The sequence below is a fragment of the Gloeomargarita sp. SRBZ-1_bins_9 genome (assembly GCA_039794565.1).
Lineage (GTDB): Bacteria > Cyanobacteriota > Cyanobacteriia > Gloeomargaritales > Gloeomargaritaceae > Gloeomargarita.
Genome location: JAUQVX010000001.1, coordinates 1 through 12,777, shown reverse-complemented (window position 1 = coordinate 12,777; position 12,777 = coordinate 1). Strand labels below are relative to the sequence as shown.

Annotated in this window: 14 protein-coding genes and 1 tRNA gene; 11 read left to right on the top strand and 4 right to left on the bottom strand. The window is 58.5% G+C overall.

From position 1 onward, the window contains the following. Nucleotides 1-123: 123 nt before the first annotated feature. Nucleotides 124-630 (top strand): DUF2808 domain-containing protein, encoded by a 507-nt coding sequence (locus tag Q6L55_00075; GenBank protein MEN9257112.1) that lies wholly within the window; start codon nt 124-126, stop codon nt 628-630. A gap of 68 nt (nt 631-698) precedes the next feature. Then, complete coding sequence (locus tag Q6L55_00070; GenBank protein ID MEN9257111.1) at nt 699-1,970, top strand: valine--pyruvate transaminase; 1,272 nt, start codon at nt 699-701, stop codon at nt 1,968-1,970. On the opposite strand, the gene Q6L55_00065 is transcribed toward Q6L55_00070, so the two are convergent. Continuing rightward, the gene (locus Q6L55_00065; protein MEN9257110.1) at nt 1,960-2,427 is read right to left on the bottom strand and encodes a L,D-transpeptidase; all 468 of its coding nucleotides are present in this window, start codon (nt 2,425-2,427) and stop codon (nt 1,960-1,962) included. The two genes, Q6L55_00070 and Q6L55_00065, sit on opposite strands and share 11 nt — an antisense overlap. Nucleotides 2,428-2,462: 35 nt before the next feature. Here Q6L55_00065 and Q6L55_00060 point away from each other — a divergent pair, with 35 nt between their 5' ends. Next, complete coding sequence (locus Q6L55_00060) at nt 2,463-2,783, top strand: phasin family protein (GenBank protein ID MEN9257109.1); 321 nt, start codon at nt 2,463-2,465, stop codon at nt 2,781-2,783. Here the strand turns inward: Q6L55_00060 and Q6L55_00055 are convergent. Continuing rightward, a complete protein-coding gene (locus Q6L55_00055) occupies nt 2,780-3,907 on the bottom strand; it encodes a response regulator (protein MEN9257108.1) in 1,128 nt (375 codons plus the stop codon). The genes Q6L55_00060 and Q6L55_00055 overlap by 4 nt on opposite strands. A 397-nt stretch (nt 3,908-4,304) precedes the next feature. Between Q6L55_00055 and Q6L55_00050 the strand changes: the two genes are divergently transcribed. Together Q6L55_00050 and Q6L55_00045 are read left to right on the top strand one after the other, a co-directional pair. Continuing rightward, a complete protein-coding gene (locus tag Q6L55_00050; GenBank protein MEN9257107.1) occupies nt 4,305-5,192 on the top strand; it encodes a pentapeptide repeat-containing protein in 888 nt (295 codons plus the stop codon). Nucleotides 5,193-5,236: 44 nt separating this feature from the next. Beyond that, nucleotides 5,237-5,374, top strand: coding sequence for a photosystem II reaction center protein K (locus Q6L55_00045; protein MEN9257106.1), 138 nt, complete (start codon nt 5,237-5,239; stop codon nt 5,372-5,374). Here the strand turns inward: Q6L55_00045 and eno are convergent. Further along, nucleotides 5,371-6,669, bottom strand: a complete 1,299-nt coding sequence (eno, locus tag Q6L55_00040; GenBank protein MEN9257105.1) for a phosphopyruvate hydratase — start codon at nt 6,667-6,669, stop codon at nt 5,371-5,373. The two genes, Q6L55_00045 and eno, sit on opposite strands and share 4 nt — an antisense overlap. A gap of 101 nt (nt 6,670-6,770) precedes the next feature. Here eno and Q6L55_00035 point away from each other — a divergent pair. From Q6L55_00035 to Q6L55_00015, 5 genes are all read left to right on the top strand, one after another. After that, nucleotides 6,771-6,844, top strand: a tRNA-Pro gene (locus Q6L55_00035). Between the two features lie 179 nt (nt 6,845-7,023). Then, complete coding sequence (locus tag Q6L55_00030) at nt 7,024-7,896, top strand: cytochrome c oxidase subunit II (GenBank protein MEN9257104.1); 873 nt, start codon at nt 7,024-7,026, stop codon at nt 7,894-7,896. A gap of 23 nt (nt 7,897-7,919) precedes the next feature. Next, nucleotides 7,920-9,554 carry a cytochrome c oxidase subunit I gene (gene ctaD, locus Q6L55_00025; GenBank protein ID MEN9257103.1) on the top strand — a complete coding sequence of 545 codons (1,635 nt, stop codon included), beginning with the start codon at nt 7,920-7,922 and terminating at the stop codon, nt 9,552-9,554. Between the two features lie 12 nt (nt 9,555-9,566). Continuing rightward, nucleotides 9,567-10,166, top strand: coding sequence for a heme-copper oxidase subunit III (locus Q6L55_00020; GenBank protein ID MEN9257102.1), 600 nt, complete (start codon nt 9,567-9,569; stop codon nt 10,164-10,166). Nucleotides 10,167-10,205: 39 nt separating this feature from the next. Then, entirely contained in the window at nt 10,206-11,405 is a 1,200-nt protein-coding gene (locus Q6L55_00015) for an NAD(P)/FAD-dependent oxidoreductase (GenBank protein ID MEN9257101.1), read from the top strand. Nucleotides 11,406-11,552: 147 nt separating this feature from the next. Here the strand turns inward: Q6L55_00015 and Q6L55_00010 are convergent, their stop codons facing one another. Further along, on the bottom strand, nt 11,553-12,275 hold the full coding sequence (locus tag Q6L55_00010) for a WecB/TagA/CpsF family glycosyltransferase (protein MEN9257100.1): 723 nt from the start codon (nt 12,273-12,275) through the stop codon (nt 11,553-11,555). Between the two features lie 72 nt (nt 12,276-12,347). On the opposite strand from Q6L55_00010, the gene Q6L55_00005 reads away from it, so the two are divergent. Continuing rightward, on the top strand, nt 12,348-12,611 hold the full coding sequence (locus Q6L55_00005) for a hypothetical protein (protein MEN9257099.1): 264 nt from the start codon (nt 12,348-12,350) through the stop codon (nt 12,609-12,611). Nucleotides 12,612-12,777: the final 166 nt, after the last annotated feature.

Here is a 12,777-nt window from a genome sequence, read left to right as displayed (position 1 = left end):
ACCGCCAGCGCCCCATATTCAGGAGCATTCTCGAAAAGCGGTTGCAGACAGGGAGGGCCGCCGGGAACTCCAAAGGGGGGTGTTAGGATCAAGGGAACTAGCACTGCTTAGGGGAAAGTGACCATGTGGCAACGGTGGTTCTTGGCGAGTATAGCGGTGGGGAGCGTCCTGCTGATGCCGGCAGTAGGGCGGGCGCAGGGTTCCGGCTGGACCCTCTGGGGAGGCCCCAAGAAGGAATTGCGTTACAGCGCCGATTCGGGCCGGATCGGTGATTGGGACCGCTACTACCTGCAAGTGCCCCGCCAGCGGATCGCCATCTCCGAATACCACATCAGCTATCCCGAGAACTTCCGGGGTGAGTTTGATACCAAGGCCGTGGAGGTGCTGCGCAGCCGAACCCAACAAAAGTTCCGCATCGGCGAAGTGGTCTGGGACCGGGAAAACCGTGAGCTGCGGATCGCCATGGCCGAACCGGTGCCGGCGGATACCCCGGTGGAAATCATCCTCTCCAACGTGCGCAACCCCCGCAATATCGGTATGTTTTTCTTCAACCTGCGGGTGTTGAGTCCGGGGGATATTCCCCTGCCGCGACCGGTGGGTACCTGGGTGATCATGGTTAGCTCTAACTAGGGCGCAGATAGGCCCTTCCCCCGCTAAAATAGGCATTATTTGAGCCTGTTGGCTGGTGTTTTAGCTCCATGATCAACCCGCGACTGAGCGATTTTGGCGCCACCATGACCCGGCTAACTGGGGTACGGGCCATTATGAAAGACATCGTGGAAACCTTGCAGGCCCGGGCGGGGGAGGATTTGATCAATCTCAGCGCGGGCAACCCGGTGATCCTGCCGGAAGTGGAGCAACTATGGCGCGACTGTACCCAGAACCTGCTGGCCAGCCCGGACTATGGCGAAGTGGTTTGCCGGTATGGGGCCAGCCAGGGGTATCAACCTTTGATTGAGGCGGTGGTGGCCGATTTCAACCAGCGCTATGGCCTAAACTTGACCCCCCGCAATGTGCTGGTGACGCCGGGTAGCCAAGCCCTGTATTTTTTTGCTGCCAATGCCTTTGGGGGAGCGGGGCGGGAAATCGTTTTGCCCTTGAGTCCTGACTACACTGGGTATGGAGGGATTTGTCTGGTGCCAGAATCCCTGCGGGCGGTGCGACCGGCGCTGGAGGTGGATGAACAGGCCCACGAATTCAAGTACCGCCCCGACTTTGAGCAGCTCCAGTTTGATGGGCGCACCGGCTGTGTGATTTTTTCCCGCCCCTGCAATCCCACCGGCAATGTGTTGTCAGAAGGGGAAGTGCGGCAGATAGCGGCCCTGGCGGCCCGGTGGGAGGTACCGGTATTTGTGGATTCCGCCTACGCTGCGCCCTACCCTGCCTTGAATTTCACCCCCATGACACCAGTGTTTGGCCCCAATATCGTCCACTGCATCAGTCTTTCCAAGGCAGGGTTACCGGGGGAGCGGGTGGGGATTGCCATCGGCGATGAGGGCGTCCTGCGGGTGTTGGAGGGATTTCTCACCAATGCCTGTATTCATGCCTCGCGCTACGGTCAGGCCTTGGCCGCCCAGGCGATCCGTTCCGGTCAACTGGCCCATCTTGCAGAAACAGTGATCCGGCCCCACTACCAGCACAAGTTTGCGGTCCTGGCGGCGGGGTTGCGGGCGGAGTTGCCCCCTGATTTGCCGTGGTTTTTGCACCGGGGGGAGGGGGGGGTATTCGCCTGGTTATGGCTGCGGGATTTGCCCATCAGCGACTGGGAACTGTATCAGCTCCTGAAACAGGCGGGGGTCATTGTGGTGCCCGGACACACCTTTTTCCCCGGCTTACGGGAGGAATGGCCCCACACCCGCCAGTGTGTGCGCATCAGCCTCACGGCGACGGTGGCCGAGATCGAACGGGGCGTCGAACGGATAGCCCAGGTGGTGCACCAGGTTTATCAACGGTTGCCGGTCAACGTCTAACCCGCACCGGCGTACCGATGTCCACCCACTCAAACAGTTCGGCGATGTGGTGGGGATGCAGACGCACGCAACCGTGGCTGACGGCTTTGCCAATCGTTTCCGGGTAGGGGGTGCCGTGAAACCCAATCGCATCCACCCCATCGCTCCAAAAACCAATCCAGTGACGCCCAAGGGGATTTTTCGGGTGACCGGCGGGGATGAGGCGGTTATCCGTAAAACTTTGCCAGACCGGGTCTTTCACCTTGGTTTGCACCACAAAGTTGCCCTGGGGTGTTTCCCAACCCGGCTTGCCCACCGCCACCGGATAGCGCCGCACCAGTTGCCGTCCCCGCCAGACATAAAGTTGCCGCTGACTGAGCACCAGTTCCAACCACAGGGGTTCCTGGGCCAGGGCCAGACCGCTCCCCCCCAACCAGCCCAGGAGCAATAGCACCCCTATCCCCTGACGCCAACCCATCTGTCAGAATAGGAGACGTACCGTCATCCCCAATTATGGAACAGGACAATCTGCTACGGCAATTGCTGCTTTTGGGAATTGGCGCCACGGCCCTGGTGATGGACAAGGTGCGGGAAGTCAGCGACGAATGGGTCCAAAGCGGGCGTTTGCGTCCTGACCAGGCCACTGCCTTGATCAACGAATTGGTGGGGCGAGTGACCCAAGGCCCGGACTGGGAAACCCGGCTGCGGCGGCAAACGCGCGATATTCTCCGGGAGTTGGGCCTGGCCCACCAAAGCGAAGTGGATGAGCTACGGGGCCGGATTGACCGCCTGGAACGGCAAGTGCGGGATTTGGAAAACCGACTGTGGCGCTAACTAGCAACAGCCATGGCGGGTTCCTGGGGCTGACGTAGCAGATGTTGAACCACCTCCACCACCCGCTCCGCTGCCGGCGGTTTGGCCAGGAAATCATTGGCACCACAGAGTTTGGCCCGCACCCGGTCGATCACCGTCCCTTGCCCCGTGAGGATGACGATGGGCGTCTGCTGAAACGCCGCCGACTTGCGCAGGACGCTACAGACCTCGTAGCCGTTGGTTTGCGGCATCACCAAGTCCAAAAAAATCAACACAGGCCGCCGCTGGAGCAACTGGGACAATGAACGCAGCGGGTCGGTTACCCCCCAGACCTCGTAACCCAAGGGTTCCAGGATATGGCGTAGGGCCTGGGCCACCAGCGGACTGTCGTCAATACAGGCAATCAAGGGGCGCTGCGGTTCTGGTTTGATTACGTGCACCACCGGCGGCGGCCAATCCGGCACGTCCTTGAGAATCACTACCCCATCCTGGATCAAAGAACGCAACGACGCCGCCACCTGTTCCACCGGTCGTCCCACCCGCTGGGCAATCTCCCAGAACGTGGAACGGCCATCCAACACCTGGGTGAGATACTGATAGGCCGCCGGAGAGACCAGATTTTTCAGTTGGCCCCGCCGGTCAATCACCGGTGCCTGCTCCCAGCGAATACCCCCCGCAGCCTGCCACCGCCGCCACTGGGGCTGTACCTCCTCCCACCAGTAATCCACCTGCACCAACATCCAGCGCTGGGGTAGGGTTGGTCCGGCCTGCCAGGTCAACTGCACCTCCCCCGGCTGCCCCTCCCAGGTGGTCAAACACTCCAACAATGTCGCCTGGGACCAGGCCTGCACATAGGCTTGCGCCTGCTCCTTGGTCATCGCCCCCGCTGCCACCGCCTGGACGACCATCCCATAGTCCCACGGCCACGGGTCCGCTGGCAGCTGAGACATCGGCATCTCCTGGCAGTACTGGGGCCACAACCGTCGCCAGCGCCGTACCGGATGCACACCCCCTGTTGCATAGACCAATCGCCCCATAAACACATAAAACTGCCAAACCGCCGACCCCAACTGGAGAACCCAACACCCCGTGCCCTGTTCCCGCTTGGTCGCCAAAAGTGCCTTGAGTAGTTGTTCCTGTGCCATCGCCCCACCGTTCCTTGTGTGGAATCCGTAAAATCGTTACCGAATCACATCATTTAGCAAGTAGTTTTAATTTAACGAAAGAAATTTATTCGCCACCACCGCAACCTCCCGCAATCTCCGTAAAAACCGTCTCCGCAACCCCCCTACAATCACCGGGACTTCTCAAAAAGCTTTAATCATTGCTTGGCTGGAAATAGCTTTATAACCAAAAATTACTGGAATTGATGTAATGCATAATTTAGTACAATTCCTACAAGAAACATTTTTTATAAATTTTGTGAATAAATACGTAATGCGACACAAATCCGTAATCCCACTTGGTGGTGGGGCGCACTGCTATCGGTTTTCGAATCTGCTAGGGTGATGGAAGTGGGCTAGCCTGCTAGAGGTGGGGTTGATGGAGCCGGAGGAACTGTTGCGCCATTACCAACAGGGTAAACGGGACTTCGGGCGGCTCAACTTGAGTGAAGCGGTCTTAATCCACATGGACCTGAGCGGGATTAATCTGCAAGGGTGTGATTTGGTGTGGAGCAATGCCAGCGGGGCCTGTTTCCGGGGGGCCAATTTGAGTCTCAGCAACTGCCTCAAGGTCAAGCTCATCCAGGCGGATTTACGGGAAGCCAATTTGAGCGGGGCCAACCTAAGTGGGGCTGATTTGAGTTGGGCGAACTTGAGCGGGGCCAATCTGAGTGGGGCAGACCTGAGCGAGGCTACGTTAAACGGGCCGGTTTTGGATGGTTGTAACCTCAGCCGGGTGAATCTGCGCAGCGCCAATTTGCGGGGGATCCATCTCCAGGGGGCGGATTTCAGCGGCGCCGATTTCAGCGGTTGTAACTTGCGCGATGCCCAGTTGACCCAGGCCAGTATGACGCGGGTGCTCCTCAGCGAAGCCAATCTCAGCGGCGCCAATCTCACCGAAGCCAATCTCACCCGAGCCTGTATGACGCGGGTGGTGCTCATCCGGGCTGACCTGCGGGGGATTGTGTTAAACGCCAGTGCCAACCTCCGGCGGGAGACCATTAGCGGCGCCATTTTGAACAATGCCATTTTTGTGGGGGCTTGTTTACAGGGGGCGGATTTGTCGGGGGCCAACCTCAGCCAGGCCAATTTGAGCGGCGCCTGTTTGGAGGGGGCCAACCTTAGCGGCGCCAATCTTGCCCAGGCTAACCTGAGCGGGGCGGATTTAAGCGGGGCGGATTTAACCAAGGCCAACCTGGGACGGGCGATTCTGGCGGGGGTGGACCTGAGCGGCGCTAAGATGCCCGATGGTTCGATCCGCGCCTAGCCTCCAGGTGGTAATCTATGAAGAGAACCTGATGGCTGTTGCTTATGGAATGGACCCTAGTGCTGGCCAAACTACCCGAGGCTTACGCTATTTTTGACCCCATCGTGGATGTCCTGCCGATTATCCCGGTGCTGTTTTTACTCCTGGCGTTTGTCTGGCAGGCGGCGGTGGGCTTTCGCTAACGGCGGGCTTGGGGGCCGAGGCCAACGCGGGGAGCATAGGCAGCCTGGTTGCCCAACTCCTCTTCGATTTCCAGGAGCCGATTGTATTTGGCCACCCGTTCGCTGCGGCACAAAGAACCGGTTTTGATCTGCCCGGCGTTGGTGGCTACCGCCAGGTCAGCGATGGTGGTGTCTTCCGTTTCACCCGACCGGTGACTAACCACACAGCGGTAACCGTGACGGATGGCCAGGTTCATCGTGTGCAGGGTTTCGGTCACCGTGCCGATCTGGTTCAGTTTGATGAGAATGGCGTTAGCTACCCCCAGGTCAATCCCCTTCTGCAGGCGGGTGGGATTAGTCACAAACAAGTCATCGCCCACCAGTTGCACCCGGTTCCCCAATTGCTGGGTGTGGATTTGCCAATGTTCCCAGTCCTCCTCCGCCAGGCCATCTTCCACGGAAACGATGGGATAGTCCTGCACCAACTCGGCCAGGTAATTCATGAGGTCTTGGGGGCTATGGGGTTGACCATCGTAGGTGTACTGACCGTTTTGGAAAAACTCGCTGGCGGCTACATCCAGGGCCAGGGCGATTTGCTCTCCCGGTTGGTACCCTGCCCGCTCGATGGCTTGCACCAGGAGTTCCAGGGCTTCCCGGTTGGAACCTAAATGCGGCGCAAAGCCCCCTTCATCGCCTACGCCGGTGCTGAGTTTCTTCTCCTTGAGGACTTTTTTCAGGGTGGCAAAGACTTCTGCTCCCCAGCGCAGGGCTTCCCGGAAAGTGGGCGCTCCCACCGGCACAATCATGAACTCCTGGATGTCCACATTGTTATCGGCATGGGCGCCGCCGTTGAGCACATTCATCAGGGGCACCGGCAGGACGTGGCTCAGGGGACCCCCCAGATAGCGGTACAGGGGCAACCCTAGGGCGTTAGCGGCGGCTTTGGCCACGGCTAAGGAAACCCCGAGGATGGCATTGGCCCCCAAGTGGCTCTTGTTGGGCGTCCCATCCAGGTCAATGAGGGTTTGGTCAATGGCCTGCTGGTCCAGGGCGTCCATGTCCAGGAGTTCCGGTTCGATGACCTCCATCACATTGGCGACCGCCTTGAGCACACCGGCTCCCCCGTAGCGCTGCGGGTCCCCATCCCGGAGTTCGTGGGCCTCGAAGGTTCCGGTGGAGGCGCCACTGGGGACCATCGCCACCCCCACATCCCCATCCGCCAGATTGACCTGCACCGCCAGCGTGGGCCGCCCCCGCGAATCCAGGATTTCCCAGGCCCGGATACTGTCAATCAGGGTTGCTGCGACTGTGGCCATCCCCGTTCCTCCTAGCGTTATTTGCATCCTAAAAGGGATTTCCCCATTTCAACCCGAACTTTACCAAATCTCAAGCATCCTTAGGTTAAGATTGAGAGCAGCGGGATGTAGCGCAGTTTGGTAGCGCATCTGCTTTGGGAGCAGAGGGTCGCAGGTTCAAATCCTGTCATCCCGATGGAAAAATACTTGTCAGAACCTACGCAGGGGCTGCCGATTAGAGGGTCATAGGCCTCAAGTTGCCGTGAATCCCCGGGGTAAGACCCACAATCTTAAAAATACCTGGAGATTTCTCCGGCAGGCGAAAATAACCGTGCTACAACCGGTAGTGCTGAGGTCAAGGTGGGGGCCTGAACCATGCAACGGATACCGACGGCGATTTGGACGCTGACGGTCGGGGTCCTGGTCACGCTGGTGGCGATCTGGGTGGGGAATCACGTGTCCCTTTTCCCCGAGCAGGCGTCTGCGCAGGCACCCCTGGTGGATGACTTTTTCAAGCTGATGTTGATGATTGCCACGGCCCTGTTTCTTCTGGTGGCCGGTACCATTCTCATTTTTGCGGTGCAATTCCGGCGGCGGCCAGGGGAGGAGGGGGATGGGGTGCCGATAGAGGGGGATTTTGCTCTGGAGGCCTACTGGACGCTGATCCCGGCGGTGATCGTTATCGTCCTGGGGGTGTACAGCGTGCAGGTGTTTACGGAAATGGGCGGTTTTGCCGTGGGCGGCGGTGGCGGGAATCATCTGCTGATGGGGCATCAACACTCTGCCACTGCCCACCTGGTCAGCGATGAGGGGGAATCCTCAAGGCCGAAGTACGGTTTTGGCGGCAGTGGCGAACCGGATGTGACGGTCACGGTGACGGGCATGCAGTATGCCTGGATTTTTAACTATCCCGAGGGCATCGTGTCGGGTGAATTGCATATCCCGGTGCATAAAACGGTGCAGCTCAACATCAAATCGGCGGATGTGATTCATTCCTTTTGGGTGCCCCAGTTTCGTCTGAAGCAGGATGCCATCCCCGGCCAAGATACGGTCTTGCGGTTTACGGCCACCAAGGTAGGGGATTACCCGGTCGTTTGTGCGGAATTGTGTGGAGCCTATCACGGGGCGATGCGTACGCGGGTGCATGTCCATACCCAGGAGGATTACGAAAAATGGCTGGCGGAAAATCTGGCTGCCCAAAATCCTGATATGGCTTCAACGGTGGCGGTCAACACCGATCATCAGTAGTTTATGTGACAAGGGGGGAGACCATGGCCCAAGCGCAAATTCCTATCTCGCACGATATGTCGGTGGTTCCGGAGAACCATCCCAAGGCCTGGAGGTGGTATCACTACTTCACGTTCAACACCGACCACAAGGTCATCGGCATCCAGTACCTGGTGTTTTCCTTTGTGTTTTATCTCATCGGGGGACTGATGGCGGTGGTGATGCGCACGGAACTTTATACCCCTGACCCCGATGTGATTGACCCCAATTTGTATAACGCCCTGCTGACCAACCACGGCACGATTATGATTTTTGGCTGGATTGTGCCGGCAGCGATTGGGGGCTTCGGCAACTATTTGGTGCCCTTGATGATCGGAGCGCGGGATATGGCGTTTCCCCGCTTGAATGCGTTGGCGTTTTGGCTGTTGCCCCCGGCGGGGTTGTTGCTACTGGGAAGTTTTCTGTTTGGGGGTGCGCAGGCGGGGTGGACGGCCTATCCCCCCTTGAGTTTGATCACCGCGCCGATGGCCCAGTCCATGTGGTGCTTGAGTATCGTGCTGGCGGGAACGTCGTCTATTCTGGGGGCGGTCAATTTCATCGTGACGATGGCCAAGCTGCGGGTGCCGAGCATGCCCTGGGATAAAATGCCCCTGTTTTGCTGGGCCATGCTGGCAACCTCTATTTTGACGTTGCTCTCTACACCAGTTTTGGCAATCGGTCTGATTCTGTTGCTGTTTGATATTAATTTCGGCACGTCGTTTTACAAGCCGGATGCGGGCGGGAATGTGATTATTTACCAGCACCTGTTCTGGTTTTATTCCCACCCAGCGGTGTACCTGATGATCTTGCCCATTTTTGGGATCATGTCGGAGGTGATCCCGGTCCATGCCCGCAAGCCGATCTTTGGTTACCGGGCGATTTTGAGTTCCAGCATGGTGATTTGTTTTGTGGGGTTGTTTGTCTGGGTGCACCACATGTTCACCAGCGGGACGCCGCCCTGGATGCGTATGTTTTTCACCATCTCAACCCTGATTGTGGCGGTGCCGACGGGCGTGAAAATCTTTAGTTGGACGGCGACGCTGTGGGGGGGCAAGATTCGCTACACCAGCGCCATGTTGTTTGCCATCGGCTTATTAATTATGTTTGTTGTTGGTGGCTTGAGCGGGGTGACGCTGGGGACGGCGCCGGTGGATGTCCATGTCCACGATACGTACTATGTGGTGGCTCATTTCCACTACGTGCTCTTTGGGGGGTCGGTTTTTGGTCTGTATGCGGGGATTTACCACTGGTTCCCGAAAATGACGGGCCGGATGCTGAATGAAACCCTGGGGAAAATTCATTTTGTTTTGACGTTGATCGGGGCCAATATCACCTTTTTGCCGATGCACGTGCTGGGGACGCAAGGGATGCCGCGTCGGGTGGCGATGTATGATCCCCAGTTCACGACCCTGAACCAAATCTGCACAATTGGGGCGTTTATCTTGGCGTTCTCGGTGGTGCCTTTTTTGATCAACGTCATTTGGAGCTGGCGCTGGGGACCCAAAGCGGGTGGCAATCCCTGGCAGGCTTTGACTTTGGAGTGGACGACGGATTCGCCGCCTTTGATCGAAAATTGGCACCAGTTGCCGGTGTTGACCCACGGTCCCTATGACTACGGCAAGCAACGGGCAGAAGTTTAGGAGGGATAAGCGATGACGACTGCACCGATGACACCAACGGCATTGCCTGCCCACGACGAACACCCGGATTTGCGGGTCATGGGGTTGTTGGTTTTCCTGGTGTCGGAATCTTTGATGTTTGGGGCATTATTTGCGGTGTTTTTGATCTTCCGGTCGGAGTACCCGGCCTGGCCCCCGGAAGATACGGAGGTGGAGTTACTCGTACCCGCCATTAACACCCTAATTCTGCTGTCGAGTAGCGCGGTGATCCACTATGGGGATGTGGCGATTAAAAAAGGGGATGTGGCGGGTTTGCGGCGGTGGTACGGGCTGACGGCGCTGATGGGGGCCATTTTCCTGGCGGGGCAGGTGTATGAATATCTCAACCTGGGGTATGGGTTGACCACCAATGTTTTTGCCAATTGTTTTTACGTGATGACGGGGTTTCACGGGTTGCATGTGCTGGTGGGCATCCTGTTGATTTTGGGGGTGATCGGGCGGTCTTATGTCCCGGGGCATTACACGGCGCAAAAACATACCGGCCCGGTGCTGGCGGAGATTTACTGGCATTTTGTGGATGGGATTTGGGTGATTTTGTTTGGGCTGATTTACGTGCTGGCGGTGCTGGGCTAGGAATGCTAGGATAGCCTTGGTTTGTCAGCAGGCGGGGGCATGACTGCCGGTCGCATTGTCATCGTTGGGGGCGGGTTCGGTGGGTTGTACACGGCGCTGAACCTGTGTCAGTTTCCTTGGACGGACGGCACGCGCCCGGAGATTGTTTTGCTCAGCAATGAACGGCATTTCCTGTTTTCGCCCCTGTTGTACGAGGTGGTGACGGGGGAGATGCAAAGCTGGGAGGTAGCGCCCCCCTACGAGGAGTTGCTGGCGGATACGCCGGTGCGGTTCCACCAGGTCCAGGTGCAGGGGGTGGATTTGCTCCAGCGACGGGTGGAGGCTAACGGCCAAAGTATCACGGGGGATTACCTGGTGCTGGCAGTGGGGGCCGAAACCCGTAAGCCGCCGATTCCCGGATTGCAGGAACACGCCCTGGAGTTTCGGACTTTGGCGGATGCGGAGCGGTTGCGGGAACGGCTGCGGCTGTTGCTGCGCCAGGAGGGGGTGGTGCGGGTGGTGGTGGTCGGGGCGGGGCCGAGTGGGATTGAGTTAGCCTGTAAGCTGGCGGACCTGTTGGGACCCCGGGGCCGGGTGCGGCTCGTAGAACGGGGACAGGAAATTCTCAAGACTTTTTCTCCCTTTGCCCGGGAGGCGGCCCAGGCGGCCCTGGAAAGACGGGGCATCTGGTTAAACTTGGCCACGACCGTTACGGCCATGACGGAGGAGAGTATTACGTTGAATTACAAGGACCAGTTGGATGTGTTGCCGGTGGACCTAGTGGTTTGGACGGCCGGGGTGACCACGCCGGGGTGGATTGCCGATTTGCCCACGCTCCACGATGACCAGGGCCGGCTGGTGGTGCGTCCGACGTTGCAGTTGCCAGATTATCCCCAGGTGTTGGCGCTAGGGGATATTGCGGCCTGTGTGGATGAACAGGGACAGGCGGTACCCCGGACGGCCCAGGCGGCATTCCAACAGGCGGATTACGCGGCGTGGAATTTGTGGGCGTTGGTGACGGGGCGTTCGCTCCTGCCGTTTCGCTACTTCCATTTGGGGGAAATGTTGACGCTGGGGGTGGAAGACGCGGCCCTGTCGGGGTTGGGATTACAGTTGCGGGGGCCTTTGGCCTACATTGCTCGGCGGTTGGTGTATCTGTGGCGGTTACCGACGCTTAAACATCGCCTGCAGGTGGGCTGGCAGTGGTTGGTGGCGCCATGGCTGGATTGGTTGACGGCAGTGACGGCCACCCGTCCTTGAGACAGGGAACGGTCAACTGGGTGGCAGTTTGCGCCCGCTGTGGTCGGTGATGTCTGCCGGGCGGATGCCGAGGGCCTAGGACCGCTGCGGGTAGTCAGCCGTGGACTGCGTCAGCGCACGTGCCCGGTTTATCATCACAGGCTGCCTTTAACCGCTCCACCAAGCCGGTAACAACACCTGCCAGACGAATTGGGGCAGTGCCAACATCCGCCGCCAGCGCCAGGGCTCCTGGTACAGGCGAAAGGCCCACTCCAGGTACAAACGCCGCACCCAGCGAGGCGCCCGTTTTTTTAGCCCGGCCCAAATGTCAAAACTGCCGCCAACACCGACCCACACCGCCTGGGGACAACAGGACCGGTGCTGGGCAATCCACAATTCCTGGCGCGGTACCCCCATGGCCACCAGAATCAGACGCGGTTGTTTTTGGATCAACGTATCCAAAATGGCCCGTTCTTCGTCCGGAGTGAAATAACCGTGGTGATAGCCGGCGATGGTGAGCTGAGGATTGCGTTGTTGCCAGTAGTGGACGGCTTTTTCGGCCACCCCCGGCGCTCCCCCCAGAAAAAAAACCGCTTCCCCCTGCAGCCGGCTGAGAATTTGACCCACTAAATCAATCCCTGGTGCGTGGTAAGTGCCCTGCCCCCGCAACCGGAGATACAGGGTGATGCCCACCCCATCCGGTACGACCAACTCCGCCCGCTGGATGACCGTTTTGAGGGCCGGTTGACGGCGAGCCTGCATGACCATTTCCGCATTGAGGGTGACCACATGGGTGCCTTGCCCCTGCTGTAAACGGCGGTACAAAAGCTGGACGTAATCGGCGCATAGGTCAATGGGGAGTCCTTCCAGGGAGAGGCGGGAGTTACGCATCGCTTATAATGCAAAGGCGTAAAGATAGCAGCAGTTGACAAAGGGCAGAACATGGGATGCTGGCGTTGGGGGATGGGCTTTGTTCTGGCTGTGCTCATCACCCTGGCGCCGGTAACGTGGGCGCAAACGTCCAGTCCCACCCCTACTGTAGCCGAAGAAACAGCCCCCGTTGTTCTGGATGGTCAAGAACTCTTCCGGGTGCCCCCCGCTAATGTTCGGAGCGCCCAGGAGCGGGCCAAGATCATTGCCAGCCGATTAGAACAGGTAGCCCAGGCGGAAAATGGACCGATCGAACACCATCTCACCATCCTCCGAGATAACCTTCCATTTTGTTAAATCCTCCCTACCCCTTCCTACCAAGAAAACGGCTTCCCGACGGGGTTTCTGTCATGTTGCCGGTCGCCCCGGAATACAGGAATAAACCCAGGAAAGTTTTCCCTGTTTAACAGGACCCAGGGGGAAACTTTCCTGGATAGGGTTTTTGCTAAAGCCTCATTCCAAC

Bases quoted from the DNA above. Each gene is read 5' to 3' on its own strand.
- Q6L55_00030 (MEN9257104.1), top strand. From the start codon at position 7,024: ATGCAACGGATACCGACGGCGATTTGGACGCTGACGGTCGGGGTCCTG.
- Q6L55_00055 (MEN9257108.1), bottom strand. From the start codon at position 3,907: ATGGCACAGGAACAACTACTCAAGGCACTTTTGGCGACCAAGCGGGAA.
- Q6L55_00010 (MEN9257100.1), bottom strand. From the start codon at position 12,275: ATGCGTAACTCCCGCCTCTCCCTGGAAGGACTCCCCATTGACCTATGC.
- Q6L55_00065 (MEN9257110.1), bottom strand. From the start codon at position 2,427: ATGGGTTGGCGTCAGGGGATAGGGGTGCTATTGCTCCTGGGCTGGTTG.
- Q6L55_00005 (MEN9257099.1), top strand. From the start codon at position 12,348: ATGGGCTTTGTTCTGGCTGTGCTCATCACCCTGGCGCCGGTAACGTGG.
- Q6L55_00020 (MEN9257102.1), top strand. From the start codon at position 9,567: ATGACGACTGCACCGATGACACCAACGGCATTGCCTGCCCACGACGAA.
- Q6L55_00060 (MEN9257109.1), top strand. From the start codon at position 2,463: ATGGAACAGGACAATCTGCTACGGCAATTGCTGCTTTTGGGAATTGGC.
- ctaD (MEN9257103.1), top strand. From the start codon at position 7,920: ATGGCCCAAGCGCAAATTCCTATCTCGCACGATATGTCGGTGGTTCCG.
- Q6L55_00045 (MEN9257106.1), top strand. From the start codon at position 5,237: ATGGAATGGACCCTAGTGCTGGCCAAACTACCCGAGGCTTACGCTATT.
- Q6L55_00070 (MEN9257111.1), top strand. From the start codon at position 699: ATGATCAACCCGCGACTGAGCGATTTTGGCGCCACCATGACCCGGCTA.
- Q6L55_00015 (MEN9257101.1), top strand. From the start codon at position 10,206: ATGACTGCCGGTCGCATTGTCATCGTTGGGGGCGGGTTCGGTGGGTTG.
- Q6L55_00050 (MEN9257107.1), top strand. From the start codon at position 4,305: ATGGAGCCGGAGGAACTGTTGCGCCATTACCAACAGGGTAAACGGGAC.
- eno (MEN9257105.1), bottom strand. From the start codon at position 6,669: ATGGCCACAGTCGCAGCAACCCTGATTGACAGTATCCGGGCCTGGGAA.
- Q6L55_00075 (MEN9257112.1), top strand. From the start codon at position 124: ATGTGGCAACGGTGGTTCTTGGCGAGTATAGCGGTGGGGAGCGTCCTG.